At 66.3% G+C, this 24954-nt stretch carries 22 protein-coding genes and 4 tRNA genes; 5 read left to right on the forward strand and 21 right to left on the reverse strand.

Going from position 1 to position 24954, the window contains the following annotated elements:
- Positions 1-47 precede the first annotated feature (47 nt).
- Together crcB and ACIQ67_RS01105 are read right to left on the reverse strand one after the other, a co-directional pair.
- Positions 48-434: a fluoride efflux transporter CrcB gene (crcB, locus tag ACIQ67_RS01100; RefSeq protein WP_397532498.1), complete on the reverse strand. Its 387-nt coding sequence runs from the start codon at positions 432-434 to the stop codon at positions 48-50.
- Complete coding sequence (locus tag ACIQ67_RS01105) at positions 431-931, reverse strand: molybdenum cofactor biosynthesis protein MoaE (RefSeq protein ID WP_397532499.1); 501 nt, start codon at positions 929-931, stop codon at positions 431-433. Before ACIQ67_RS01105 ends, crcB begins: the two co-directional genes overlap by 4 nt.
- Positions 932-1071: 140 nt before the next feature.
- On the opposite strand from ACIQ67_RS01105, the gene ACIQ67_RS01110 reads away from it, so the two are divergent.
- The 3 genes from ACIQ67_RS01110 to ACIQ67_RS01120 are packed head-to-tail and all read left to right on the forward strand — an operon-like array spanning position 1072 to position 4221.
- A complete protein-coding gene (locus ACIQ67_RS01110) occupies positions 1072-2604 on the forward strand; it encodes a GGDEF domain-containing protein (protein WP_397532500.1) in 1533 nt (510 codons plus the stop codon).
- Between the two features lie 52 nt (positions 2605-2656).
- Positions 2657-3202, forward strand: coding sequence for a DUF962 domain-containing protein (locus ACIQ67_RS01115; protein WP_397532501.1), 546 nt, complete (start codon positions 2657-2659; stop codon positions 3200-3202).
- A complete protein-coding gene (locus ACIQ67_RS01120) occupies positions 3199-4221 on the forward strand; it encodes a 2-dehydropantoate 2-reductase (RefSeq protein WP_397532502.1) in 1023 nt (340 codons plus the stop codon). Before ACIQ67_RS01115 ends, ACIQ67_RS01120 begins: the two co-directional genes overlap by 4 nt.
- A 123-nt stretch (positions 4222-4344) precedes the next feature.
- Here ACIQ67_RS01120 and ACIQ67_RS01125 read toward each other — a convergent pair whose 3' ends face one another.
- From ACIQ67_RS01125 to ACIQ67_RS01195, 15 genes are all read right to left on the reverse strand, one after another.
- Positions 4345-4932 (reverse strand): nitroreductase, encoded by a 588-nt coding sequence (locus ACIQ67_RS01125; protein WP_397532503.1) that lies wholly within the window; start codon positions 4930-4932, stop codon positions 4345-4347.
- Positions 4932-5330 (reverse strand): DsrE family protein, encoded by a 399-nt coding sequence (locus ACIQ67_RS01130; protein WP_397532504.1) that lies wholly within the window; start codon positions 5328-5330, stop codon positions 4932-4934. Before ACIQ67_RS01130 ends, ACIQ67_RS01125 begins: the two co-directional genes overlap by 1 nt.
- Positions 5303-5737, reverse strand: coding sequence for a glycine cleavage system protein H (locus ACIQ67_RS01135; RefSeq protein WP_397532505.1), 435 nt, complete (start codon positions 5735-5737; stop codon positions 5303-5305). Before ACIQ67_RS01135 ends, ACIQ67_RS01130 begins: the two co-directional genes overlap by 28 nt.
- Before the next feature lie 135 nt (positions 5738-5872).
- Positions 5873-5968 (reverse strand) — tRNA-Sec (locus tag ACIQ67_RS01140).
- A 61-nt stretch (positions 5969-6029) separates the two neighbouring features.
- Entirely contained in the window at positions 6030-8003 is a 1974-nt protein-coding gene (gene selB, locus ACIQ67_RS01145; RefSeq protein WP_397532506.1) for a selenocysteine-specific translation elongation factor, read from the reverse strand.
- Positions 8000-8815, reverse strand: coding sequence for a phosphonate ABC transporter, permease protein PhnE (gene phnE / locus ACIQ67_RS01150; protein WP_397532507.1), 816 nt, complete (start codon positions 8813-8815; stop codon positions 8000-8002). The genes selB and phnE overlap by 4 nt, the downstream gene beginning before the upstream one ends.
- A complete protein-coding gene (locus ACIQ67_RS01155) occupies positions 8812-9645 on the reverse strand; it encodes a PhnE/PtxC family ABC transporter permease (RefSeq protein WP_397532528.1) in 834 nt (277 codons plus the stop codon). The genes phnE and ACIQ67_RS01155 overlap by 4 nt, the downstream gene beginning before the upstream one ends.
- A 7-nt stretch (positions 9646-9652) precedes the next feature.
- Positions 9653-10486: a phosphonate ABC transporter ATP-binding protein gene (locus tag ACIQ67_RS01160; RefSeq protein WP_397532529.1), complete on the reverse strand. Its 834-nt coding sequence runs from the start codon at positions 10484-10486 to the stop codon at positions 9653-9655.
- A gap of 13 nt (positions 10487-10499) precedes the next feature.
- Complete coding sequence (locus ACIQ67_RS01165; RefSeq protein ID WP_397532508.1) at positions 10500-11375, reverse strand: putative selenate ABC transporter substrate-binding protein; 876 nt, start codon at positions 11373-11375, stop codon at positions 10500-10502.
- A gap of 87 nt (positions 11376-11462) precedes the next feature.
- Positions 11463-12905: an L-seryl-tRNA(Sec) selenium transferase gene (gene selA / locus ACIQ67_RS01170; protein ID WP_397532509.1), complete on the reverse strand. Its 1443-nt coding sequence runs from the start codon at positions 12903-12905 to the stop codon at positions 11463-11465.
- Positions 12905-13945 (reverse strand): formate dehydrogenase accessory protein FdhE, encoded by a 1041-nt coding sequence (gene fdhE / locus ACIQ67_RS01175; protein WP_397532510.1) that lies wholly within the window; start codon positions 13943-13945, stop codon positions 12905-12907. The genes selA and fdhE overlap by 1 nt, the downstream gene beginning before the upstream one ends.
- Before the next feature lie 70 nt (positions 13946-14015).
- Positions 14016-14633: a formate dehydrogenase subunit gamma gene (locus tag ACIQ67_RS01180; RefSeq protein ID WP_397532511.1), complete on the reverse strand. Its 618-nt coding sequence runs from the start codon at positions 14631-14633 to the stop codon at positions 14016-14018.
- Positions 14630-15505, reverse strand: a complete 876-nt coding sequence (gene fdxH / locus ACIQ67_RS01185) for a formate dehydrogenase subunit beta (protein WP_397532512.1) — start codon at positions 15503-15505, stop codon at positions 14630-14632. Before fdxH ends, ACIQ67_RS01180 begins: the two co-directional genes overlap by 4 nt.
- 8 nt (positions 15506-15513) lie before the next feature.
- Positions 15514-18651, reverse strand: a complete 3138-nt coding sequence (gene fdnG / locus ACIQ67_RS01190; protein WP_397532513.1) for a formate dehydrogenase-N subunit alpha — start codon at positions 18649-18651, stop codon at positions 15514-15516.
- 385 nt (positions 18652-19036) lie between these two features.
- Positions 19037-19897 (reverse strand): formate dehydrogenase accessory sulfurtransferase FdhD, encoded by an 861-nt coding sequence (locus ACIQ67_RS01195; protein WP_397532514.1) that lies wholly within the window; start codon positions 19895-19897, stop codon positions 19037-19039.
- A gap of 78 nt (positions 19898-19975) precedes the next feature.
- Between ACIQ67_RS01195 and ACIQ67_RS01200 the strand changes: the two genes are divergently transcribed.
- Complete coding sequence (locus ACIQ67_RS01200; RefSeq protein ID WP_397532515.1) at positions 19976-21337, forward strand: sigma-54-dependent transcriptional regulator; 1362 nt, start codon at positions 19976-19978, stop codon at positions 21335-21337.
- A 3-nt stretch (positions 21338-21340) separates the two neighbouring features.
- Positions 21341-23374 (forward strand): cache domain-containing protein, encoded by a 2034-nt coding sequence (locus ACIQ67_RS01205; RefSeq protein ID WP_397532516.1) that lies wholly within the window; start codon positions 21341-21343, stop codon positions 23372-23374.
- Between the two features lie 21 nt (positions 23375-23395).
- On the opposite strand, the gene apbC is transcribed toward ACIQ67_RS01205, so the two are convergent.
- The 4 genes from apbC to ACIQ67_RS01225 all read right to left on the reverse strand — a co-directional run bounded on the left by apbC (position 23396) and on the right by ACIQ67_RS01225 (position 24943).
- Positions 23396-24490, reverse strand: a complete 1095-nt coding sequence (gene apbC / locus ACIQ67_RS01210; protein ID WP_397532517.1) for an iron-sulfur cluster carrier protein ApbC — start codon at positions 24488-24490, stop codon at positions 23396-23398.
- Between the two features lie 187 nt (positions 24491-24677).
- Positions 24678-24753 (reverse strand) — tRNA-Lys (locus tag ACIQ67_RS01215).
- Positions 24754-24776: 23 nt separating this feature from the next.
- A tRNA-Lys gene (locus ACIQ67_RS01220) sits at positions 24777-24852 on the reverse strand.
- 15 nt (positions 24853-24867) lie between these two features.
- Positions 24868-24943 (reverse strand) — tRNA-Lys (locus tag ACIQ67_RS01225).
- Between the last annotated feature and the right edge of the window lie 11 nt (positions 24944-24954).

Raw genomic sequence — 24954 nt, forward strand, 5'->3', positions numbered from 1 at the left:
GATCAAGAATGCTGCGGCGCGGCCTGCGCGCCTTGCCGCTGGATGACTCAGCGGCCCATCAAGGCGCGCATCAAGGCGTAGCCCAGCGCCGCGCAGGCCAAGGCGCCCAGCAGATGGGCGGCGCTGTGCAGCAACGCCATGCCGGCCGCACCGCGCTGTAAGAGCGCCAGCGACTCGCCCGAGAAGGCCGAGAACGTCGTCAAGCCGCCAAGGAAACCGGTCACCAGCAGCAGCTTCAGCAGCTCATCCGGCCGGCGTTCGAACCAGGCCAGCGCCACACCCACCGCCAGACCACCCGCCAGATTGACCAGCAGCGTGCCCAGCGGGAAGCCCGCCCACAGGGAGTTCAACCAGACGCCGGCGCGCCAGCGCAACAAGGCGCCCGCCGCGGCGCCCGCGGCCACAGCCAGCCCCTGCAGGGCCCATGCCGTCATGCCGGATCGGCCGCATTGCCGGCGGCAATGCCCCAGCGTGCCAGCGCGGCATCGTCGGCCACACGCGCGTCGACCCAGTGCGCGCCTGCGGCGGTGTGTTCCTTCTTCCAGAAAGGCGCCTGCGTCTTCAGATAGTCCATCAGGAATTCGCAGGCCTGGAAGGCTTGGCCGCGATGGCCCGAGGCCGCCAGCACCAGCACGATCTGTTCGCGTGCGGCCAGCGGGCCGACCCGATGCACCACACGGGCGGCACGCAGGTCGAAGCGGCGAAAAGCCTCATCGATCATGGCCTCGATGGCCGCCTCGGTCATGCCGGGGTAATGCTCCAGTTCCATCAGGCTGACCGCCTGGGCCTGGCCATGGGTCAGGTCGCGCACCGTGCCGACGAAGGCCACGACGGCACCAATGCCGCCGTCCGCGGCACGCAAGGCGGCGGTCTCAGCGCTGAGATCGAAATCCTGAGTCTGGATGCTGACGCGGGGCATGGCACTGGACATGGCGGCATTGTGGCATTCGGGCCATGAACGCACTCAGGGCCAATCCTGAGTCCGCCACAGAACGCCGCTGCTATATTCGCGCGCCACAAGAGCGACGGCGTGAGCCGAGCGCAGGCACCACAAACAACAAGGTGGGTCACATGCACAAAGGCATGGGCGAGGGTGATCGAGCGGCCGAGGCGGCCGCTCTGCTGGGCCGCGGGCGCGAGTTCGTGCTGTTGGCCAGGTACCGTGAAGCCTACGAGTCATTGATGGCGGCCAGCAAGCTGGCGCATGAAGGGCCGGACATCGCTGAGGAAAGCCGCAGCCTGTCCCTGCTGGCCTATGCCGCTGCAGCCCTCGGCCACGCCGAGGAAGCCATAGAAACCGCCATGCTGGCCTCACAGCTGGCGGACGAGAGCGGCAACACGGAAGCGCGCTTGATGGCGCTGAACTATCTGGGCGTCGCCCTGCTCTGGAACGGCAGCCATGAGGGGGCGGAAGCGGTGCTCAAACCCGCCTTCGAGCTCGCTCGCTCCTTGCACAGACCCGCGCAGTGCGTGCGACCCCAACTCAACCGCTGCTTCAATGAGGCCTATCGCCAGATCGGCCTGCGCCATCTGGAGAAGCGACGCCCCGACCCGGAGCGCCTCCTGCGGCTGATGGCAGCACTCGAAGAGCGCAGCCCGGCCGAGCAACCACGGTCACAGCTGATCCAGGGCCTGTGGCAGTGGCTCCAAGGCGTGTCGCTGGCCTGGCAGTCCGGCAGCAGCTTGGCTGCAAAGCCAGCCCAGCTGGCCTTGACAGCGCTGTGCGAGGCCCAGCCGAATGTCGGCCTGCTGCCAGCCATGTTGCAGTGGTTGATCTGCGAGCTCGCGCTGGTGGATCAGCAGCCGCAGGCCGCGCTGGCAGCTGCCAGCCGCCTGATGGCGCTGTGCGAGCGCATGCAGCAGCACCCGCTGCAGCGCATCGCCCTGCGCCTGAGCTGCGAGTTGCACGAACAGCAAGGCCAGACCGCGCAGGCGCTGGCCAGCCTGCGCCAGTTGCAGTTGAGTGAGCACAGGCTGCGGCAGGTCAGCATGAGCCACCGCCGGGAGGCCGCCGCCTTGCGCCTGGAGTTGCGCCAGCACAAGCGCGAGGTGCGCAGCCTGCGCAACGACGCCCAGCAGCTTCAGCGACTGTCGATGGAAGACCCGCTGACCGGCCTGGCCAATCGGCGCGGCCTGGAACAGCAGCTGAATGCGGCGCTGACCGGCCATGGCCGACCTGAAAGCGCTGCGCTGCTGTATGTCTCGATGGTCGACGTCAACGGCTTCAAGGGCGTCAATGACCGCCACTCCCATCGGGTCGGTGATCAGGTACTGCAGACCTTGGCCATGCTGTTCCAGCAGCAGCTGCGCAGCCAGGACATGGCCGGCCGCTGGGGGGGCGATGAGTTCGTTCTGGCCTTCTGGGCGCTGGACGATCTGCAGGCGCAGGCGGTGGTGACCCGGCTGCGCGAGGCCGTGTCCGGCTACAACTGGCATTTGCTCGCCCCCGGGCTGAAGGTCAGCATTAGTCTGGGCTTGGCCCGTGCGGGCAGCGATGACGAATTGCAGGACTTGCTGCTGCGCAGCGACCAGGGCATGTACGCCCACAAGCGCGCCTGCCAGTCTCTCGGGCAGCCGGACAACACCGTGCAACCCGGCCTTTGAAAGCGCCGTCCGGGCCGGTAGGATATCTACCGAACGCACAGGAGATTCCCCCATGGCTGCCAGCCCCTTTCGCAGCGCCCTCGAACTGATGGTGCAGTACGCCCGCTACCACCGCGACCGCCGCAATATCGCCACCCACTTCATCGGTATCCCGCTGATCGTTTTTGCAATCGGCATCCTGCTGGCGCGCGCGCAGTTCAGCGTGAGCGGTGTCGATCTGAGCGCCGCCTGGGCGGTCTGGGGCCTTAGCACCCTGTGGTACCTCAGCCGCGGCAATCTGGTGTTGGGCACCGCCACTGCCGCCGTCAATGCGCTGCTGATCGCACTGGCCGAGCCCTTCGCCGCCGGCAGCACCCTGTCCTGGCTGAGCTGGGGCGTGGGCACCTTTGCGCTGGGCTGGGTCATCCAGTTCATCGGCCACTATTACGAAGGAAAGAAACCCGCTTTCGTCGACGACTTGGTCGGCTTGCTGGTCGGCCCGATGTTCGTTGTTGCCGAAGCCATGTTCAGCACCGGCTGGGGCCGCAGCCTGCTGGCCGAAATCGAGCGCCAAGCTGGCCCCACCTACATTCGTGACCTGGCCAGCCCGGCCGCATGAGCGCTGCCCCGGAGCGCGCCGGCCCCGTGCTGGTGATGGGTGCCGGCTCGATCGGTTGCTTTCTGGGGGGTGCGCTGGCCGCTGCCGGCCTACCTGTGGTGTTCGTGGGTCGGCCGAGAGTCCTCGAAGCCCTGGCGGCCCAAGGGCTGGTCGTCAGCGATCTCGATCAGCGCAGGCAAGACCTGACCCCAGCCAGCTTGCAGCTGCATGAACAGGTCCCGTCCGGGCTGAAACCTTCCATCACCTTGTTGTGCGTGAAGAGCGGCGCCACCGCCGAAGCCGCCGCGAGCCTGGGCAAAACGCTGCCCGCCGGCAGCGTAGTGGTGTCGATGCAGAACGGCGTGGGCAACGTCGAGCGCGCACGTGCCGCCGCACCCCAACTGCAGTGGCGGGCTGGCATGGTGCCCTTCAATGTGGCAGAACTCGGACCTGGCCATTTCCACCGAGGCACCGGCGGCGCCCTGTATGCTGAGCAGGATGCCGCGCTGGTGGCTCTGCAGCCGGCCTTTGCCGCCTTCGGCCTCAAGCTCAAGCTGCTGCCGGACCTGCGCCCCTTGCAGTGGGGCAAGCTGCTGATCAATCTGAACAACCCGGTCAATGCGCTGTCCGGCCGGCCACTGCGCGCCGAATTGCTGGAGCGCGGCTACCGGCGCTGCTTTGCTGCGCTGCAGACCGAGGCGCTGGCCGTGTTGAAGCAGGCCGGCATCGCCATCGCGCCTGTCACCCCTGTGCCGCCCGAGCGCTTTGCTGCACTGCTCAAGCTGCCGACGCCACTGTTCCGCCTGCTGGCCGCGCGCATGTTGAAGATCGACGCCAAGGCCCGCTCCAGCATGGCTGATGACCTGGGCCTGGGCCGCAGCACCGAGATCGAAGCCTTGTGCGGCGAGGTGGTCCGACTGGCCGAGCGGCACGGCACGAAAGCTCCGCTGAACGCGCGCATGCGCGAACTGGTGCTGGGCTGGCCAGAACGAAAGCTCCCCTACGAGCCGCGCGAACTGTTGAAGGCCCTCGGGCTCTAAGCGCGGCTGACAAAACCCTTCTGGCGTCGTTGTCCTGGCTTGCCGTACCAGCATTTACTGTCCGTGCCAGGACGTCTCGCCAGCACCGCTTCGCTGGCTTTTGCTAGCCGCTCAAATTCGACGCTAGTCACCCCAACGCTGTAACACCGTCTCAAGCCCGCCTTTGCGGGAAGGGCCGCTGGCCTTTCTGGCCGGTGTACCCAAAGCAATCCAGCCCAGCAGGATCTCGCCAGGACCGCAAAAGGCCGCGGTGATTGCCGGGTCGCGCACCTTCGAACCGCTGAGCATCTTGCCGCCATAGCCCAGCGTGTGCGCAGCCGCCAGAAACATCGCCAATGCACCGCCGATGGCGGCCCATTGCTCATGCGCCGGCACCTGCGGATGGCCCAGATCCAGCCGCGCGACCACCGCCACGCTGAGCGGCGGCTTCAGTGCCCGCTCGGCATCCAGCGCCGCGCCCACTTCGTCCTTGCCCGCTGCCCGCGCCGCGTCAGCAAACAGGGCGGCCATTTTGTGGCGTGCTTCGCCCCGCACGATCTTGAAGCGCCAGGGCGCCAGCTCGCCATGGTCGGGGGCGCGCAGTGCCGCCTGCACCATCAGCGCCAACTCGGCGTCGCTGGGCGCCGGTTCCACCAGATGCTTGGGGCCGACCGAATAGCGGCTCAGCAGCGCCTGCAGCGCGCGTTCTTGATCAGCGGTGGATGACGTCATCAGAACACCAGGGTTCGCCAAGCCGGGTCGGCCAGCCGGCTCATAAACTGAACCGCGCCGCCATGGCCGGCCACGGCGGGGATCAGGCCCTCACGCGTCATGCCATTGGCATGCAGCGCATCGGTGCAGGCCAGCAGGCGCGCGCCATGCGCCAGCGCCTGCTGCATGTGCTGCGCGATCGTCATCGCGTTGTGTTCGGACGCCCGCAAACCATCGGCCACACCGGGCTGGAGCAGCAGCACCGAGCGGGCGCTGAAGTAGATCTCCACCTCCAGTTCCAGCGCCCCGGCCGCGGCGGCGTGGAAAAACGGCGTGGCCAGGCGCGCAGGCTGCTCGGGATCGGCCGCCCACAGCAGGATGGCAAGGCCGGTCACTGTCCGTTGAGCTGGTTCAGCCATCCGTAATGCTCCATTGCCTCTTTCGCGTTCGCACCGTCGACCAGCGCGACGCGCTCGGCCTGAAGCTGCGCCGGCCGGATCTCCAGCAGCCAGCCTTCGCCATAGGGATCGCGCTCGATCAGCTCCGGACTGGCTGACAGCGCCTCGTTGATGCGCAAGACCTCACCCGACAGCGGCGCCCGCACCGACACGATGCTCTTGGCCAGCTCCACCACCGCCATAGACCGCCCCTGCTCGATCAGCGTGCCCACTGCCTTCGGCCGGCACATATAGATCTCACCCGAAGCCTTCAGCCCCAGCGCCGTGATGCCCAGCACTGCCGTGCCGTCCTCACGCAGGCGCACCCAGGTCTGGTCCTCGACCCAGTACAGCAGCTCTTCTGGAATCTCAGCGCCGGCGATCAGCATGACGACTCGTTGCCCACGGACGTTCGATCGCCGTTGCGAGCGGGCTCAGAATGGCTCGAAGCGCGCAGCCGTACATCTGTACGGCGAGCGCTGCAGAGCCGAGATGTGCCCGCGCAGTAGGCGAGCGAATGTTCATGGCGGAGGGGAATGGGAGTCGAACCCACCCAGCGACGCATGGCGCCACCCACCGGGTTTGAAGCCCGGCCGACACACCGGTGTCGTCTCCCCTCCATGATCTGTGTCTCCCTTGCGTGTGCATAAGCAGAGGCAGAAGCAGCAACAGGGCTTCGAATCATGCCGCCTCCTGCGCCAGAAACAACTGGCAATCGCCGCGCAGCTTGTGCACATCGCCCACCCGGCGCAGCAGCCCCACGCGATCAAAGTATTCAAGAATCTGGATCGCACGCTTGCGGCCCAGGCCGGTGGCGTCCCGAAAGCCCGCGGCCAGCACCTCGCCGCCATGCTGCGCAGCGATCTGACGCACGATGCCGGCAAGCGTACGCATATGGCCGAGTTCGTAGAACAGGTCTTTCACCACTTGATGCACCTCACCTTGCTGAGCAAGCCGGGCCAGTGTGGTGCGCATCAGCGCCTCGCTCTCCTGGGTGTCGCGCGCCAGATCGCGCGCCCAGGCGCCTTCAAAACGAGCCTGCAGCAGATGCGGCGCCACCTTCTGCGCAATGCGCTGCTCGGTGGCAGAAAGACTCACGCCATGCGCCGCCAGATGCACGAAGGCGCCGCGCTGTGCGAGCTGGCCTTCGGCGCGCAAGCGGGCGATCAGCGCCTGCCACAGCGGCTCGGGCAGGCGCGGTGCGCTCAGGCGCCGCAGCCGGCCAGCATCCGGACCCAGCTCATCGGGCTGCTTCGCGTGGAACTCGGCCAGCACCTGCAGCAGCTTGCGGCTCAAGACGGCAGCGGCGGCCACGCTCAGCGTCCAGTCCGACTCGGCGTCATGCGCCCGCAAGGCATCGGCCTCGGGGGTCAGCAGCTGTGGCAGCGCCTCGGCGCGGGCGAAACGGCGCAGATCCAGGCCCATGGCGGCGCCAGCACCCAGCGCCTGCAAACGCTGCGGTGGCGTGGCCAGCTGCATGGCGGCCAACTCGGCCAGGCGCTCAGCCGTGCGACGGTAACGCGTCGGTGCAAATGGATCGAGCACAACGCCGCCGGCCAGCGTGCGCGAGGCGCTGGCATCACGCAGCACCACGCGGTCACCGCGCCAGGCCGCAATCGGCTGCTTCAGCAGCAGCTGAACCCAACCTTCTTCGCCTGGCTGCAAGGCCGCAGCACCCTCGCCCGCCGGGCTGCCCGCCTCGCCCTCCCCATCAAGCCGCTGCAGGATGGCGACCGTGCCCATCACTGCACGCGCACCGATGTGCACATGCACAGTCGTGCCGGAGCGCAGCGCCTTGGACTCGCCCGGCCACAGGCGCAGGCGCGCGTCCAGGCGCTCGGTGGACAGCGCCACGGCGGCGGGCACCAGCCACTGTCCGCGCTCGATCGCATCCTTGTCCAGGCCCACCACATTGATCGCACAGCGCTGGCCAGCAAAGGCCTGATCGACCTTGCGGTTCTGTGCATGCAGGCTGCGCACGCGCGCCAGCGGCGTGCTGCCGCGCAGGGCCGGCGTCAGCGCCAGCTCATCCCCCAGACGCACGCTGCCGCTGTGCACCGTACCGGTGACGACGGTGCCCACGCCGTCGAGGCTGAAGGCGCGGTCGATCGCCAGCCGGAAGGCCTGGCCCTCCGCGCGGCTGTCGCTGGGCTTTTGCGCCGCTTGCACATACAGCAGCGCACGCAGCTCATCCAGGCCCAGTCCGGACACCGCACTGACGGCCAGCACCGGCGCCACCGCCAGGCTGCTGCCCTCCAGCAAGGCCGCGATCTCGCCACGCAGCACATCAATGCGCTCGGCCGGAACGCGGTCGCACTTGGTGATCACAACCGCGCCACGCGTCAGGCCCAGCAGGCTCAGTACTGCCAGATGCTCGCGAGTCTGCGGCATCACGCCGTCATCGGCCGCCACCAGCAACAGCGCGTAGTCGATGCCCGAGGCGCCGGCCAGCATGGTGTGAACCAGGCGCTCGTGGCCGGGCACATCGATGAACCCGATCCGCTCGCCGGCCGGCGTGTCGAGGAAGGCGTAGCCCAGCTCGATGCTGATGCCACGCTTCTTTTCCTCGGGCAGCCGGTCGGTGTCTACGCCGGTGAGCGCCCGCACCAGCGTGGTCTTGCCGTGGTCGATATGGCCTGATGTTCCGACGATCATGGGTTGAGGCGTCTCCGGGCAAGGTTGGACAGCAGATCGACCAAGGCCACCAGCACAAGCGTCGCCAGCAGGATGGCGCCAGTCTCACGCATATGGAACAGCCCCATATGGAAGCTCAGCATCTGGCCCAGCCCCCCGCCGCCGACCACGCCCAGCACGGCCGCGGCGCGGATATTGTTTTCCCATCGGTAGAGCGTGTAGGACAGCAGCTGCGGCAGCGCCACCGGCAAGGTGGCGTAGAGAAACACCCGGCCGCTGCGCACGCCCTGGGCGCGCAGCGCGAAGGCGGGGCCGTCGGGTGCGTTCTCTATGGCTTCGGCAAACAGGCGGCCCAGCACGCCGCTGGTGTGCAGAGCCAGCGCCAGCGTGCCGGCCAGCGGGCCGAGGCCGGCCGAGATCAGCAGCAGCGCAGCCCACACCAGCTCAGGAATGGAACGCAGCACATTGAGCAGCCAGCGCGTCGGCGTTCGCCACAAGCCGCTGACCTGAGCCGTCATGCGACTTGCCGGCAAGGCCAGCAGAAGCCCGATCAAGGCCGCCAGCAGCGTGCCGACGGCAGACATGGCCAGGGTTTCCAGCGTGGCCACAGCGAGGCGGCCAAGGAAGGCAGGCTCGCGCGACGGATTGCTCATCTCGCCCAGAAAGCGGCCCATGCGCTGCGCGGCATCCGACGAGAACAGCCGGCCCCAGTCGACACCCACCTCGGCGAAGCTGGCCACAGCCAGCAGCAGCATACCGAGCAAGAGCAGCGGCACACTCCAGCCGCGCGGCGGCTGCGGAGGCAGGGGCTGGCGCACGGCGCTGCGGCTCATCCGATCACCTTGCGCAGATAGGCGCTCAGCGCGTCAGCCAGGGCCACCAGCAGCACGAAGGCCAGCAAGATGGTGGCCACCTCGCCGCCGTTGAACATCTTCATCGAGGCGTCCAACTGCTGCCCCAGCCCACCCGCACCGACGAAACCGAGAACGGCCGAGGAACGGATTGCGCATTCCCAGCGGTAGACGGTGTAGCTCGTCAGCTCGCGCGAATTGCCCGGCAGCAGCGCATAGAAGAAGGCCTGCAGCCGCCCGCTCCCATTGCGCATCAGCGCACGGGTGGGCTGCAAATCGCCGCTCTCCAGGATTTCGCCGTAAACCTTGCCCAGCATGCCCGCATAGGTCAGCGCGATGGCCAGCACGCCGGCACCCGGCCCCAGGCCCAGCACCCGCACGAAGACCAGGGCCCAGACCAGCTCGGGCACGCTGCGCAGCAGCACCAGCAGCAGGCGCAACGCCTGCCGCAGCGCACGCGCCAGCGGGTGCATGCGGCCACTGAGCGAGGAGATCGACAAGGCCGCGCTGGACAGCAGCGTAAGCGGCAGGGCCAGCAGCAGGGCCAGCACCATTGCGGCGGTGGCAATGGCCACGGTGCGCCAGGCCTCGCGCGCCACCATGGTCAGGAACTCGGGCCCAGTCGCCAGTGGCAGAAAGTCAGCCAGGAAGCGCAGCGTGACGCGCAGATTGTCGGCTTCAAACAGCAGCCAGGGCTTGAACTCCACCGCCACCAGCGCGGGCGCCAGCAGCACCGCGGCAGCCAAGGTCCAGAACACACGGCTGCGCCATGCCGGGTCGTGGTGGGGATCGATGATCGGCGTCGCGCGCATCAACATTTCAGCAATGCGGTGCGACGACGCGCCCGGCCTGCGTTGCATCACCCGGCAGCGGCGCGGCCGCGCTGCCCTGCAGCTCATGCTCGAAGCTGGCGTAGAGCTGGGCCAGCAACTGAGGCGTCACCTGGGCGGCCGGAAGATCGAACACAAGCCGCCCCTCGCGCATGCCAAGCACGCGCGGGAAATGGGCCAGCGCCAGATCGACCTGGTGCAAGGAGGCGATCATCGTGACGCCGCGCTCAGTGGCCACCTGGGTGAGTGAGCGCAGCGCCAGCGCCGCGCGCGCCGGGTCAAGCGCTGATAGCGGCTCGTCGATCAGCCACAGCGCCGCCGGCGACAGCAGCGCGCGCGCCAGCCCGACGCGCTGGCGCTCACCGCCTGAGAGCCGGTCCACCCGCTCCCACAGCTTGTCGCCAAGCTCGAAGCGCTGCAGCGCCGCGTGCGCCTGCTCGGCGCCACGCGGTCTGATCAGCGAGGCCAGACTGGCCCATAGACCCATCGCCGGCAGGCGTGCGGCCAGCACGGTGGTGACGACACGCTGGCGCGGCGGCAGTGGCGGCGTCTGTGGGGCGAGAAACAGACGCGCGCGCAGGCGCCGCAGCCCGGCGGCACCGAGCGACCAGGGCGGCTGCTGATCGACTAGCAAGCTGCCCGACGAAGGCGCCAGGGCACAGGCCAGCGCATGCAGCAGCGTGGTCTTGCCGGCGCCCGAGGGGCCGATCACGGCGATCTGCTCGCCAGAGGCAATCTGCAGGTCCAGCCCCTGCAGCGCGGGCGAAGCACCGGCCGCCGCTGCGGGATGGCGCACCACCAACTGCTCGACCGTGAGCGACAGACCCCGCATCGTCTTACTTGATCAGGCCCGCGCTGCGGCCGGCGGCCTCCAGGCCCTTGTAGTTGTCGGCCTTGGTCGGCACGAAACGTGTGGCACGCGCCAGGCTCAGCACTTCCTTGCCTTCGGGGTTGTCACTGCTCAGTGCCAGCAGGGCCTTGGTGATGCGCTCGCGCTGCGCGGCCGGCATGTCGGCATGCACCGACCAGTTGTAGTTGAAGTAAGGCGGCGTGGTGTAGAACACATCGACCTTACTGGTGTCGACCTTGTTCTCGCTGACGAACTTGCGCCAGACGGTTATGTCCAGCGCTGCCGCATCGACGCGGCCGCTGACCACCGAGGCGATGGTGGCGTCATGCGCGCCCGAGAACGCCACCCGCTTGAAGTCGCGCTCCGGCTCGAGGCCGGCTTCGAGCAGGAAGCTGCGCGGCATCAGATGGCCCGAGGTGCTGGAGGCGGAACCAAAGCTCACCTGCTTGCCCTTGAGGTCGGCCAGGCTCTTGATGCCCGAGTCCTTCTGTGTAATGAAGACCGAGCGGAACTGCGTGTCCTCCTCGCGCTGCGCCAGCGGGATCACCTTGTCGCCCGAGCGCAGCTTGGCCTGAACAAAGGTAAAGCCGCCGAACCAGACCAGGTCGACCTGTTTGTTCACCAGCGCCTCGACGGCGGCCGGATAGTCGCTCACCGGCACGAATTCGACCTTGGTGCCGAGGCTGCGCTCCAGGTACTTGACCAAGGGCCCGAACTTGCGGATCTGCTCGGATGCCGCCTCCTCCGGAATGGTCGTGACCTTCAGCGTGCTCTGGGCTTGCGCTCCCGTGGCCACAGTGAGAGCCGCCAGCGCGGACAGCAGGCACACCCGACGGGTGATGCGGTGAAGGAGGGAAGTCATCGCGGGGTCCTTGGAGTGAAGGGAAAGGAATTTCAGTGGCGTGAGCAAAAATGCCAGGGGCGGCAGCATAACTTCTTGGCGTGGCCGCTAGCGAAGCGCCTGCTGCAGGCGATCGAGCTGACCCAGCATCGCCGGCTCCTGCTCTAGACAGCGCAGATCCAGCCACAGCTGGTCCTCGGCGATGCGGCCGATCACCGGCAGCGGCAAGGCCCGCAACGCCGATGCCAGCTCATCAAGCGCCCGCCCCCGGCCCTTGGGCGCCAGCGGTGCAATAGCCAGGCCGGCCGAGGGCAGACGCTCGATGGGCAGCGAACCCGAGCCTATCTGGCCCAGCATCGCCTTGATCGACACCGCAAAGCGCGGGGCCAGGGCCCGGCTCAGCGCAGGCGCCAGCCTGGCGGCCTGTGCCTCGATGTCCGCCAGCGGCCGCGTCAGCAGGCGCAGCGTGGGCAGGTCCAACGTCAGGCGCTCGGGGCGCAGATAGAGGCGCAGCGTGGCTTCCAGCGCGGCCATCGGCAGCTTGCTCATGCGCAGCGCACGCTTCATCGGGAACTTTCGGATGCGCTGCACATAGTCCCGGCTGCCGACGATCAGGCCGGCCTGCGGGCCGCCCAGCAGCTTGTCGCCGCTGAAGGTCACTACATCGCAGCCTGCGGCCAGCATCTCCTGCGGCAGCGGCTCCTTGGGCAGGCCCCATTGCGACAGATCGACCAGCGCTCCGCAACCCAGGTCGGTCACCAGCGGCAGACCTTTGGCATGCGCAATAGGCGCCAGCGTGACCTCATCGACCGCTGCGGTGAAGCCCTGCACCACGTAGTTGCTGGTGTGCACCTTCATCAGCATCGCGGTCTGCGGCGTGATGGCGGATTCATAGTCGCGCGGATGGGTGCGGTTAGTCGTGCCCACCTCCACCAGCGTGGCGCCGGCACTGGCCATCACATCGGGCATGCGGAAGGCGCCGCCGATCTCGACCAGCTCGCCGCGCGAGACGATCACTTCCTTGCCGCGGCCGAGCGCCGCAATGCTCAGCAGCACCGCTGCGGCGTTGTTGTTGACGACCGTCGCAGCCTCGGCGCCAGTCAGCTCGCACAGCAGGTCCTCGATCAGGTCGTCACGGTCACCGCGGCCGCCGCTGGCCAGGTCGTATTCCAGGTTGTTGGGGCCGGCCATCAGCGCCAGCAGCTGCTGCAGCGCCGCGTCGGCCAGCAGCGCCCGGCCCAGATTGGTGTGGATCACCGTGCCGGTGAGGTTGATCACCGCACGCATATTGGAGCGCAGGCGCGCCGCCACACGCGCGCTCAGTGCCTGCTGCAGCGGCTCGGGCTGGACTTCAGCCAGGGTCAGTTCTTGCGCCAGTGCGCGCACGCGCAAGCCATCGAGCAAGGAGCGCGCTTCGTTGGCAACGAGGGTGTGACCATGTTCGGCCAACAGCGCCACCACCGGGGGCAGGCGCAGCAGCTTGTCGATCGAGGGCAGGTCCTTCGGTGCTGCCTTCGAGCCGTGAACCACGGACTCTTCGGGCGCGGCCATCAGGGCCTCCCGTCGTCAGGTGGTGGTGGCGGGATGCCCTCATCCGGCTCGCCGAACAGCAGCATCAGGTTGACGCCATGCCGGCGCATGCCGGTGTCGGACACCAGCAGGTCCAGTGTGACGCTGGCCAGATCATCGGCCGCAGGCTCAACGAAAGGGTCGCGATCGGTATGGAAGATCTTGAGGTAATGGCCGCAATCGTCACAGGTCTCGGCCTGCACCGCGCCGATGCTGGCGCCGGTGCCGGGCAACTCATGGCCCTCGCTGGCCTGCAGCTGCTGATAGGCCAGCGAGCGCCCGGACAGGCAGTGTGGACATTGGATGCGCACCATATGCCATTCGGTGGCGCACAGCGAGCAATGCAGATAACGCTGCCCCGCCACTCCGCCCACCTCGCGCGTGATGCTGGCGGTGGGACGGCTGCCGCAGCAGGGGCAGACGGTCTCGTCTTCAATGCGTAGGAAGGCGGGCATGCCCTCCGCGCCGTGGCGGGCCTGGGTCTGCTGCACTAGGGCCACCCAATAGCACTGCAGCGCAGCAGCCACCAGCGGTGCGGCAGCCATGTCCAAGCTGAGGGTGACGCCCGTGAGCAGGCAGTCGGCCTGGCGCTCCAGCCAGTCGGGCTCGGCCGTCAGCAAGGCCTGCAGCGCAGGCCGCGCACCCTCAGGCGCACGCGGCAGCAGTTCCGTGACGATGCTGCGCAAGGCCGCATGCCAGGCCGGATCGCGCGGCCAATCTGCCGCAGGCAGAGGCGGCCGGCCGAGCGCGCGTGCGCCGGCAATCTGTGCGCCTGTCGGCAGCGGCAGGGTCGAAACGGTGGGCAGGACCAGATGCTGGGCTTGCGCCAGGTCGGCCATGAAGATCAGGTAGTCGCGCATCGCGTGCGAGGCCGCCAGCTGCCGCAGGCGCAAGGCCCGCTCGGCAAACAGCGTAGCGCCTTCCGGCAGGCGCAGATGTTGCACCTCGCCACCGGCTCGTGCCGCAATCTCTTCGGGCGACATCACCTTGATCGTCGCCTGGGCGGGAAGCCCTGCTGCCATGCTGCTTGTCTCCATGATCTTCTTTGAATGGGGGTCCGGCGAGCTTGCACCCGCCGGACAGGCGTCAAGCTTACTTGCCGCGTGTGACCTCGGAGTGCCACAAAGGATGGTTCTTCTTGGCCCAGGCCTCGCTGACCGTGCCGCGCGTCATCGCACGCACCGTGCCCTTGACCCAGATCGCCGCGTACACATGCATGATGGTCGCCAGAACCAGCACCACCGCCGAGATCGAGTGCAGCAGCACGGCCGCACGGATCACATCGATGGGGAAGTAATGCGCGAACCACGGGCGCCAGAACATGAAGCCCGTCACCAGCAGCACGAACAGGCTGATCGCCAGCGTCCAGAACACCATCTTCTGCCCGTAGTTGTACTTGCCCACGGGTGGCAGGCCGTCCTTCTTGCCTTTCAGCATCTCACCCATCTTGGCCTTCCAGGCCTTGTCGCCCTCGTTGAAGGCGTTGTCGGCCTTCAAGCGGAAGAACAGGCCGAGGAAGCAGAGCGCCATCGCCAACCCGAGGAAGGGATGGAGGATGCGCGCCCAGGACCCACCGCCGAACAGGTGCGAGAAAAAGAACAGGCTGGGATGGAAGAAGGCGAGCCCGGACAAGCCGGCGAGCACGAACAACAGGGCCACGGCCCAGTGGTTCATGCGATCGCGATCCTCATAGCGACGAAGGTATTTCATGACGACTCCTTCTCATCCGACGACTCGGACTCCACCGGACCGACCTTCATGTAATGGAAGAACCCGGCCACCACCGCGCCCACCATGCCGGCCACGGCCAGCGGCTTGGCGATGCCCTTCCAGACCGACACCATCGGGTTGATGTGCGGATCGGCCGGCAGGTCTTCCAGCTCGGGTTTGTCGGCATGCTTGAGCACATACATCACATGCGTGCCGCCAACGCCCTGCGGGTTGTAGAGGCCGGCGTTCTTGAAGCCGCGCTCCTGCAACTCGCCCGCGCGCTTCTCGCCGTAGGCCACCATGTCCTCCTTGGTGCCGAAGCCGATCGCACCAGTCGGACAGGTCTTCACGCAGGCCGGCTCCAGACCGACGCTGACGCGGTCCGAGCAGAGCGTGCACTTGTAGGCCTTGTTGTCCTTCTTGCTGATGCGGGGCACATCGAAGGGGCAGCCGGCGACGCAGTAGCCGCAGCCGATGCAGTTCTCGGAGATGAAGTCGACGATGCCGTTGCTGTACTTGACGATCGCGCCCGGCGCCGGACAGGCCTTAAGGCAGCCTGGATCGTCGCAGTGCATGCAGCCGTCCTTGCGGATCAGCCATTCGAGGCTGCCCCCGTCGGGCTCCACCTCGAAGAACTTCATCACCGTCCACGAGCTCGGCGTGAGGTCCGCCGGGTTGTCATAGACGCCGATGTTGTCGCCGATCTCGTCGCGCAGATCGTTCCAGTTCATGCAAGCGACCTGGCAGGCCTTGCAGCCGATGCACTTGGACTCGTCGATGAGCTTGGCAACCTCGGGCGTTGAGCGCACCTGGGGCGTTGCTGTTGTTGTGGCCGAACGGGCGACCACGTCTTGGCTTTGTAGGCTGGACATGGTTTACCTCAGACTTTCTCGATGTTGACGAGGAAGGCCTTGAACTCCGGCGTTTGCGAGTTCGCGTCGCCGACGAAGGGGGTGAGCGCATTGGCCAGATAGCCGTTCTGCGTCACACCCTTGAAGCCCCAGTGGATGGGGATGCCGACGTGGTGGACCTTCTTGCCGTTGACGTCCAGGCCCTTCATGCGCTTGGTCACGACGCAGGCCGCGATGACCTCACCGCGATTGCTGCGCACCTTGACCTTGTCGCCCTGCTTGATGCCCTTCTCCTTGGCCAGTTCCTCGCCGATTTCCACAAACGGTGCCGGCTGCACGATGGCATTGCTGCGTGAGTGCTTGGTCCAGTAATGCAGGTGCTCGGTCAGGCGGTAGGTGGTCGCTGCGTAGGGGAAGTCCTCCTTCTTGCCAAAGGCCTCCATATCGCCCTTGTAGACCCGTGCGGCCGGATTGGAGATGGCCTTGGGGTTGTTCGGGCACATCAGGTTGACACCCACAGGCGTTTCGAAGGGCTCGTAGTGCTCGGGGAAGGGACCTTCGGCCATGCCGATGGCGTGCAGACGTGCCACGCCCTCGGGGTTCATGATGAAAGCACCCACACCCTGCTCAGGTGCTGCATCAGGACGCATGTCCGGTATGTCCGCCCCGCCGGCCCAGCTCGTACCGTTCCAGGCCAGGTATCTGCGGCTCGGATCCCAGGGCTTGCCATCCTTGTCCGCGCTGGCGCGGTTGTAGAGGATGCGACGGTTGGCCGGCCATGCAAAGCCCCAGTTGGCATGCACACCGAGACCTGTCGGGTCGGAGTTGTCACGCCGTGCCGTCAGATTGCCCGCCTGGCTCCAGCAACCGGCATAGATCCAGTTGCCGCAAGCCGTCGTACCGTCATCGCGCAGCACCGCGAAACCAGGCACCTGCTCGCCGGCCTTGACGATGGGTTGTGGCGGCGGTGCATTGGGCGCAGGCGGCGGCAGCGGGATGGGCTTGCCCTTGTCGTCCAGCTTTGGCGCCGGCGGCGGTGCGTACAGATCAGCCAGCGCGCGGCCGCTGATCTCGCGCAGCACCTCGGCCGGCGACGGCACATTGGGCACCACATAGGGCCAGGCCAGGCCAGCCACCGGCTCCGGCAGCGTGCCGCCGTCCTTGGCGTACATGCCGCGCAGCTTCATGAACAGGCGCGCCATGATTTCCGAATCCGTCTTGGCCTCACCTGGAGGATCGACCGCCTTCTCCTTCCAGCTGATCACGCGGCTGGAATTGGTGAAGGAGCCGGTCTCTTCGGCGAAGCAGCTGGTCGGGAAGCGGAACACCTCCGTCTGGATTTTGGCCGGGTCCACATCGTTGAGCGGCCCGAAGTTCTTCCAGAATTCGCTGGTCTCGGTCTCCAGCGGGTCCATGATGACCAGGTACTTCAGCTTGTTGAGCGCGGCCGACAGCTTCTTCTTGTTCGGCACCGCGGCCAAGGGGTTGAAGCCCTGGCAGATGAAGCCGTTCATCTTGCCGTTGTGCATGCGCTCGAACATCGCCAGCACATCGTAGGCACCGTCACGCTTGGGCAGCCAGTCGTAGGCGAAGTCGTTGTCCTTCGTCGCGGCGGCACCGTAGTAAGCCTTCATCAGGCTGGTGTGCCACTTCGGGAAGTTCTGCGGGAAGTTCATCTGATTCGGGCGCAGCGCCTTGGGCGTGCGCGCCTTCAGATAGGTCTCGCGATCGACATCGGCCTCGGTCGGCGAGCTCAGATAGCCCGACAGCACCTCGGAGTAGGCGCACATATCCGTAATGCCCTGCACGTTGGCGTGGCCGCGCAGCGCATTGATGCCGCCGCCCGGCCGGCCCATATTGCCCAGCAGCAGCTGGATCATGGCCATGGTGCGGATGTTCTGCGAACCCACCGAGTGCTGCGTCCAGCCCAGTGCGTAGCAGATGGTCATCACCTTGTTGGTGGCGGCCGTGCCGGCAATGTGCTCGCACACCTTCAGGAACTGGTCCTTCGGCGTGCCGGTGATCTTGGACACCATCTCCGGCGTGTAGCGGCTGTAGTGCTTCTTCATCTGCTGGAACACGCATTGCGGGTCCTGCATCGAATCGTCCACCTTGACGAAGCCGTCCTCGCCGAGTTGATAGCCCCAAGTCGCCTTGTCGTAGCTGCGCTTTTCCTGGTTGTAGCCACTGAAGAAGCCGTTGTCGAACGCGAAGCCCTCCTTCACCAGGAAGGTCGAGTCGGTGTTCAGCTTCACATAGTCGTGATGGATCTTGTCGTTCGCCAGCAGGTAGTTGATTACCCCGCCGAGAAACGCAATGTCCGTTCCGACACGGATGGGCGCGTAATAGTCCGCCACCGCAGCCGAGCGCGTGAAGCGCGGATCGACGACGACGAGCTTTGCCTTGCGTTGCTGCATGGCCTCGGTCACCCACTTGAAACCACAGGGGTGCGCTTCGGCGGCATTGCCGCCCATGATGAGAACTAGATCCGTGTTCTTGATATCAGTCCACGAATTGGTCATCGCTCCACGACCGAAAGTCGGGCCCAGACTGGACACCGTCGGTGCGTGTCAGATGCGTGCTTGTGTGTCCAGGGTGACGATCCCCAGACCACGAGCGATCTTGACGCTCAAATAACCAGATTCGTTGGAGGACGCTGAAGAGATCAGGAAGCCGGTGGTGTTCCAGCGGTTTACCGTGACGGTCTTGCCGTCCTTCTCGACCGTCTTGACCAGATTGGCATCGCGGTCGGCCTTCATGTGCTTGGCCACGCGGGTCAGCGCGTCTTCCCAGCTGATGCGCTTCCAATCGGCGCTGCCAGGCTCACGCACCTGCGGGAACTTGACGCGATTCGGGCTCTGGATCATGTCCATCACACCGGCGCCCTTCGGGCACAGCGTGCCGCGGTTCACCGGATGATCGGGATCACCCTCGACGTGGACGATGGTCGACTTGACGTTCTTCGCCTTGTCTCCCAGCGTGTACATGATGAGACCGCAGCTGACCGAGCAATACGGGCAGGTGCTGCGGGTTTCGGTAGTCCGGGAGAGCTTGAATGCGCGCGTTTCGGCGAGAGCCGCCGTGGGCGAGAAGCCCAGCGCTGCAAGACTGGATGCTGCCAGTCCTGCGCCGCTCACCCGGAAGAACTTCCTCCGGTTCATGTCCATCTGATTTGCCTCCATGCGGGCTGACCCCGCGCTTGGGTTCGGATCCAACTGCAAGGCCGTCACGCGACACGCCCACCGATTCCCGCACAAAGTGCGCGGCTTGTCCATTCAGGGTCGGCCCTCACACAGATTGGCACACGATGAAGCACGGCCCGCCAGTTTGTCCGGCAGGGCCGGGCTATTCTGCAAGCAGGCGATCGACGACGACAAACTGTCGCACCACCCAAGCCAAACTCATAACAACCCTTAGACAGACTGTCGCAAGTTGAGTGATGGATCGGCCGCCCAGCGCTCACAAGGAGGCCGCACGCTTGTGCACACGACGCATGGCAACTAGGCGCAAACACAACATGCTGCACCGCAGCAGTTGCCACAGGCCCGCCACTCAGGCCGATTCCGGCTCGGCGAGGAAGCGATCAAAGCCGCTGTAGACAAGGAAGTGCCGCCCCTTGGCGCGCCCGATCAGGCACAGGCCCAAGCGGGCCGCCAGCGCCTGCCCCATCTGAGTCACGCCGTTGCGCGACACCACGATGGGCACGCCCATCAGCGCCGCCTTCATCACCATTTCGCTGGTCAGGCGGCCGGTGGTGTAAAAGGCAACCGGCGCAGCCAGCTGAGCGCGCTCGAGCTGCTGCATCCACAGCCACCCGGCGATAGTGTCGATCGCGTTGTGGCGGCCCACGTCCTCGACATGGCACAGCATCGCATCGCCTGCGAACAGCGCGCAGCCATGCACCGAGCCGGCCTGCTTGTAGATGCTGTCGACGTTGCGCACCACTGCCAGCATGTCGTATAGCGCGCGCTGCGATAGTCGCCCCGAGGCCGCCGGCGGCAGAGGTGTGGCGTCGATGTCTTGCAAGAGGTCGCCGAACACCGTGCCCTGTCCGCAGCCCGTGGTAACGGTGCGCCGGGCCGTTCGTTCGGCCAAGCCGGGCAGGCCGGTACGTGTCCTGACCGCGGCCGCACCGACCTCCCAGTCCACCGTAATGGACTCGATGGCGTCGGGGCCATCGACCAGTCTTTGGTTGCGCAGATAGCCCAGCACCAGCAACTCGGGCTGCTCACCCAGCGTCATCAGCGTCACCAGCTCGCGTTTGTCGACGTAGACCGTCAAGGATCGCTCGGCAGGGATGCTCAGGCTGCGAAGCAGCCCATGCTCATCCAGCACCTCGATGGCATGGATCAGGGGCGCCCGGGCCTGGCTCAGGCTGGGCAACAGGACGCGCAGCGCTTCTTTCGACGACATGCGCGGCATTGTCCGCTGAGCTACAGTGCCGCGGTGATGCAAGCGCTCTCCACCCTCCCCCTGGGCCAAGCCCAAAGAATGGACTGGCCCAGCAGTGCCGTGCTGGTGGTGGATGACGAGGAAGGCATGCGCAACTTCCTGGTCAAGACACTCGCCTCGCGCTGCGGTCAGGTGATGTCTGCCGGCAGTGCTGAAGACGGTGAAACGCTGGTGGCTCAGCAGCGCTTCGACCTGATCGTGCTGGACATCAGCCTGCCCGGCAAGCGCGGCCTGGATTGGCTGCGTGAGCTGCGCGAACAGGGCAACAGCTGCGAGGTGATCCTGATCACCGCCTTCGCCGATCTGGACACCGCCATCGAGGCGCTGCGCATCGGCGCGTCCGATTTCATCCTCAAGCCGTTCCGCCTGACGCAGCTGCTCAATGCGGTCCGGCACAGCCTGGAGCGCGCGCGCCTGGCGCGCGAGAACTATGTGCTGCGCCGCACGCTGTCGCAGCGCAGCGCGGTGGCCAGCGCGCTGCTGGGTGAGTCGCCCGTGATGCGCACCTTGCGCCAGAGTCTGCAGCGCGCTGCGCCGGTGGACAGCACGGTGCTGCTGTGCGGCGAGTCGGGCTCGGGCAAGGAACTGGCCGCCCAAGCTCTGCATCAAGGCAGCGCTCGCGCCGGCGGGCCCTTCGTGCCGGTCAACTGCGCCTTGATGTCGCCCGAGCTGGTCGAGGCTGAGCTGTTCGGACACGCTGCCGATCCAGGCACGCTGAGCCGCTTTGCGCGCGATGGCCTGTTTTATTACGCCCAGGGCGGCACGCTGTTCCTCGACGAGGTGGCCGAACTGCCGCTAGCCGCTCAGGGCAAGCTGCTGCGGGTGCTGGAGGAGCGCCAGATCCGCCCCGTCGGCAGCGAGCAGCGCATCGCGGTGGACCTGCGCATCATCGCGGCAACCAACCGCCAGCTGAGCGAAGAAGTGGCAGCCGGGCGTTTCCGCAAGGACCTCTACTACCGGCTGCAGGTGGTCGAGTTGAGCTTGCCGCCGCTGCGCGAACACAAGCAGGACATCCCCGCCATGGCCCGGCACTTCATCGCTGAACTGGCACCGCGCCTGGGCGTGGATCCGATCGCGCTGGGCGAACATGAGTTGGCCTACCTGCAGCAGTACGACTGGCCAGGTAATGTGCGCGAACTGCGCAACCTGATCGAGCGCTCGCTGATCCTGGGGTCGTTGAACGTGTCGGCCCTCTACCCTGGCTTCACAGGTCTGCCCAAGTCCGAGAGCGGGGTGCCAGCTTCTGAGCCCCTCACAACGGATCTGCACACGCTGGAGCGGCGCCACATCATGGCGGTGCTGGGTTCGGTGCAAGGCGACAAGGCGCAGGCGGCACGGCTGCTGGGCATCTCCAAGCGCACGCTGGAGCGGCGCTTCGCCGAATGGGGCCCCCAGGCCTGAACGATGCAGAAGACGCCCGATCCATCAGAGGCAGCACGCCCGGGGGTCAGCATACGCAGCAAGCTGCTGGCCTTAAGTCTGCTGCCTCTGTGCGGCGTCCTGCCTCTGCTCGGCTTGATCCTGATCTACTGGGGCGATGCTGCCTTCGACCGACTGCTGGTCACCAAGGTGCGCAGCGACCTGGCGGTGGCCAACGGCTATTTCGAACGTGTCCAGGCCGAGGTGGGCAGCGGCACCCAGGCCGCGGCCGATGCTCACAAGCTGGTTCGATTGCTGGCAGCGCAGACACTGGATGGCGTACCCGCCCTGCTCGCTGAGGCACGCCGGCGGCACGGGCTCGAGTTTCTCAATCTGCTCGCGCCTGACGGCACGCCGCTGGCCAGCGAGCTAGGCGCCATCGGCGCGGGTCATCAGATGCCGGTCCTGATGGCGGATTCGTCCGGCTCGCAGGCGTCCGTGGCCGTGCTTGAGCCCGAGCAGTTCAGGAGCATCGCGCCTGCGCTGATGGACCGGCTTCCCGTGCCACTGCTGCCAACGCTGAACGCCGCGCCGACGGAGAGGCAGGTGGAGCAGCGGGCGATGGTGATGATCGCGCGGGCACCGGTGCATGACGCCACCGGGCGCCTGCGTGGCCACCTGCAGGGCGGCGTGCTGCTCAATCGCAACCTGGGCTTCATCGATCACATCAACGAGATCGTCTACCCGGAGGGCTCGCTGCCGCCGCTCAGCAAAGGGACGGCCACGCTCTTTCTCGATGACGTGCGCATCAGCACCAATGTGCGGCTGTTCGAGAGTTCGCGCGGCGAGCGCGCCATCGGCACACGTGTCTCCCAGCAGGTGCGCGAGCAGGTGCTGGGCCAGGGCGGCACCTGGCTGGCCCGTGCCTTCGTCGTCAATGATTGGTATGTCTCGGCCTATCAGCCGCTGCTGGACAAGGATGGCCGCCGGATCGGCATGCTCTACGTCGGCTTTCTGGAGCAGCCCTTTCTGTGGGCCAAGTACAGCGTGCTGGCGGGGGTAGGCTTCGTCTTTATGGCCGTGATGCTGCTTGCGGCCTGGGCTTCGCTGCGCTGGGCCCGCAGCATCTTCAAGCCACTTGAGCGCATGACGCGCACCATGCAGAAGGTCGAAGGCGGCGACAGCGCAGCGCGGGTCGGCGCTCTGCCCTCGCACGATGAACTGGGGGCGCTGGCCGCTCACCTGGACCACCTGCTGGACACGGTCGACGACAAGACCCGCGCGCTGCAGCGCTGGGGCGAGGAACTGGACAGAAAGGTCGCCGAGCGCACCCAGGATCTGCAGACCGCCCAGCATCAGTTGGTGAAGAGCGAAAAGATGGCGGCCGTCGGACAGTTGACCGCCAGCATCGCGCATGAGATCAACAACCCCATCGGTGTGATCCAGGGCAATCTGGATCTGATGCGCGAACTGCTCGGGCCGGCAGCCGCGCCGGCGCAGTCCGAGATCCGCCTCATAGACCAGCAGATCGAGCGCATGCGCCTGATCGTGACCCAGCTGCTGCAGTACGCCCGGCCCACCGAGTATGCGGGTTATGTGGAACAGGTCGACACGGCCGATTCGCTGGACAGCAGTCTGGTTCTGGTCGAGCATCAACTGCAGCGCAGCAAGGTGCAGGTGCTGCGCGACTACAGGACCAGCCGCGAGGTTGGCATCAACCGGCAGGAATTGCAGCAGGTGCTGATCAATTTGCTGCTGAACGCCGCGCAAGCCATGCCGGACGGCGGCCAGCTGACCCTGAGCACGCAGGATTGGGATGATGCCGAAGGACACGCGGTCGGCGTGCGCATTGCCGTCTGCGATACCGGGCCAGGTCTCAGCCCGGGCATGCTTGAGCGCTTGTTCCAGCCCTTCGCGACCACCAAGAGCGACGGTACCGGACTGGGACTGTGGATCAGCCGCAGCCTGGTGGAGCGCTACGGCGGTGATCTGCGCGCCGAGGCGGGCATCAGCCCTGGCGCCTGCTTCAGCTTGTGGCTGCGCAGCGACCCGATCCAGCCGGCGCAAGCGGCTGATTGAAACAAGGTCTGGCGCAGGCGTTCAGGTCGTCTTCGAAATCGAGATGCTCGGGAACTTGCTGGAGTAGTCCTTCGCCTGCTTGGCGATCTTCACCGCCACCTGGCGGGCCAGGGCCTTGTACAGGCCGGCGATTTCGCCACTCGGATCGGCGATCACGGTGGGACGCCCCGCATCAGCCTGTTCGCGGATGCTCAGCGCCAGCGGCAGGCCGCCCAGATAGGCGATCCCGTACTCAGCCGCCATGCGCTTGCCGCCATCGGCGCCGAAGATGTGCTCGGCATGGCCGCAGTTAGAGCAGATGTGCACAGCCATGTTCTCGACGATACCCAGAATGGGGACGCCGACCTTCTCGAACATCTTCAGGCCTTTCTTGGCATCGATCAGGGCGATGTCCTGCGGCGTCGTCACGATCACTGCACCCGTCACAGGCACCCGCTGCGACAGGGTCAGCTGGATGTCGCCAGTGCCCGGCGGCATGTCGATGATCAGGTAGTCCAGATCCTGCCAGCGGGTCTGGCGCAGCAGCTGCTCCAGCGCCTGCGTGGCCATGGGCCCGCGCCAAATCATTGCCTGGTCCGGCTCGATCATGAAACCGATCGACATCAGTTGCACGCCATGGGCCATGATGGGCTCCATCAGCTTGCCATCCTGGCTTTCTGGCCGGCCGCTGGCCCCCATCATCATCGGCTGGCTGGGGCCATAGATGTCCGCATCCAGCAGGCCGACGCGGGCGCCTTCGGCGGCGAGCGCCAAGGCCAGGTTGGCTGCGGTCGTACTCTTACCGACGCCGCCCTTGCCCGAGGCCACAGCCACGATGTTCTTGACGCCCGACAGCAGTTGCACACCGCGTTGCACCGCATGGGCAGTGACCTTGCTGCTGAGCGAAACGCTCACGTTGGCCACGCCCGGCACCGAGCGGGCCGCTGCCACCAGCGACGCACGCAGTGCATCAATCTGGCTTGCCGCCGGGTAGCCCAATTCCACGTCGAAAGACACATCTGCGCCTTGCAGGCGCAGGTTCTTCAGCTGCTTGGTCGAGACGAAGTCCTGCTGCGTGTTGGGGTCGATGACCGCCTGCAAGGCCTGGAGCAACGCGGATTCTTGAATGGCTGACATGCAACTCTCTTGGCTAGTGGTCGAGCGGGGCGCAGTCTAGCTGAGCCGGCACAGCACACGAGCCTAGGGGTTTGTGACAGGTGTGCGAGCCACGGCCACGAGGCACCACTGACGGCGATCGGATCGGTCAGCACAAAGCAAAAAGGACTTGCCAACGTGACAAGTCCTTTTATGAAACCAGCAAATCTGGTGGGCCCTGAAGGATTCGAACCTTCGACCAACGGATTAAGAGTCCGCTGCTCTACCAACTGAGCTAAGAGCCCGAATCGGGTGCGTCATGTTCGTTTGGTGGGCCCTGAAGGATTCGAACCTTCGACCAACGGATTAAGAGTCCGCTGCTCTACCAACTGAGCTAAGGACCCACGAAACCACATGACTGGTGGGTTGTGCAGGATTCGAACCTGCGACCAACGGATTAAAAGTCCGCTGCTCTACCGACTGAGCTAACAACCCCCGTTTCAGCA

This window comes from Roseateles sp., from assembly GCF_044373315.1.
In the GTDB taxonomy this organism is placed as follows: Bacteria; Pseudomonadota; Gammaproteobacteria; order Burkholderiales; family Burkholderiaceae_C; genus JACDQM01.

Coding starts and splice junctions, on each gene's coding strand:
- crcB (WP_397532498.1), bottom strand. CDS start 434: ATGACGGCATGGGCCCTGCAGGGGCTGGCTGTGGCCGCGGGCGCCGCG.
- ACIQ67_RS01105 (WP_397532499.1), bottom strand. CDS start 931: ATGTCCAGTGCCATGCCCCGCGTCAGCATCCAGACTCAGGATTTCGAT.
- ACIQ67_RS01110 (WP_397532500.1), top strand. CDS start 1,072: ATGCACAAAGGCATGGGCGAGGGTGATCGAGCGGCCGAGGCGGCCGCT.
- ACIQ67_RS01115 (WP_397532501.1), top strand. CDS start 2,657: ATGGCTGCCAGCCCCTTTCGCAGCGCCCTCGAACTGATGGTGCAGTAC.
- ACIQ67_RS01120 (WP_397532502.1), top strand. CDS start 3,199: ATGAGCGCTGCCCCGGAGCGCGCCGGCCCCGTGCTGGTGATGGGTGCC.
- ACIQ67_RS01125 (WP_397532503.1), bottom strand. CDS start 4,932: ATGACGTCATCCACCGCTGATCAAGAACGCGCGCTGCAGGCGCTGCTG.
- ACIQ67_RS01130 (WP_397532504.1), bottom strand. CDS start 5,330: ATGGCTGAACCAGCTCAACGGACAGTGACCGGCCTTGCCATCCTGCTG.
- ACIQ67_RS01135 (WP_397532505.1), bottom strand. CDS start 5,737: ATGCTGATCGCCGGCGCTGAGATTCCAGAAGAGCTGCTGTACTGGGTC.
- selB (WP_397532506.1), bottom strand. CDS start 8,003: ATGATCGTCGGAACATCAGGCCATATCGACCACGGCAAGACCACGCTG.
- phnE (WP_397532507.1), bottom strand. CDS start 8,815: ATGAGCCGCAGCGCCGTGCGCCAGCCCCTGCCTCCGCAGCCGCCGCGC.
- ACIQ67_RS01155 (WP_397532528.1), bottom strand. CDS start 9,645: ATGCGCGCGACGCCGATCATCGATCCCCACCACGACCCGGCATGGCGC.
- ACIQ67_RS01165 (WP_397532508.1), bottom strand. CDS start 11,375: ATGACTTCCCTCCTTCACCGCATCACCCGTCGGGTGTGCCTGCTGTCC.
- selA (WP_397532509.1), bottom strand. CDS start 12,905: ATGGCCGCGCCCGAAGAGTCCGTGGTTCACGGCTCGAAGGCAGCACCG.
- fdhE (WP_397532510.1), bottom strand. CDS start 13,945: ATGGCAGCAGGGCTTCCCGCCCAGGCGACGATCAAGGTGATGTCGCCC.
- ACIQ67_RS01180 (WP_397532511.1), bottom strand. CDS start 14,633: ATGAAATACCTTCGTCGCTATGAGGATCGCGATCGCATGAACCACTGG.
- fdxH (WP_397532512.1), bottom strand. CDS start 15,505: ATGTCCAGCCTACAAAGCCAAGACGTGGTCGCCCGTTCGGCCACAACA.
- ACIQ67_RS01195 (WP_397532514.1), bottom strand. CDS start 19,897: ATGTCGTCGAAAGAAGCGCTGCGCGTCCTGTTGCCCAGCCTGAGCCAG.
- ACIQ67_RS01200 (WP_397532515.1), top strand. CDS start 19,976: ATGGACTGGCCCAGCAGTGCCGTGCTGGTGGTGGATGACGAGGAAGGC.
- ACIQ67_RS01205 (WP_397532516.1), top strand. CDS start 21,341: ATGCAGAAGACGCCCGATCCATCAGAGGCAGCACGCCCGGGGGTCAGC.
- apbC (WP_397532517.1), bottom strand. CDS start 24,490: ATGTCAGCCATTCAAGAATCCGCGTTGCTCCAGGCCTTGCAGGCGGTC.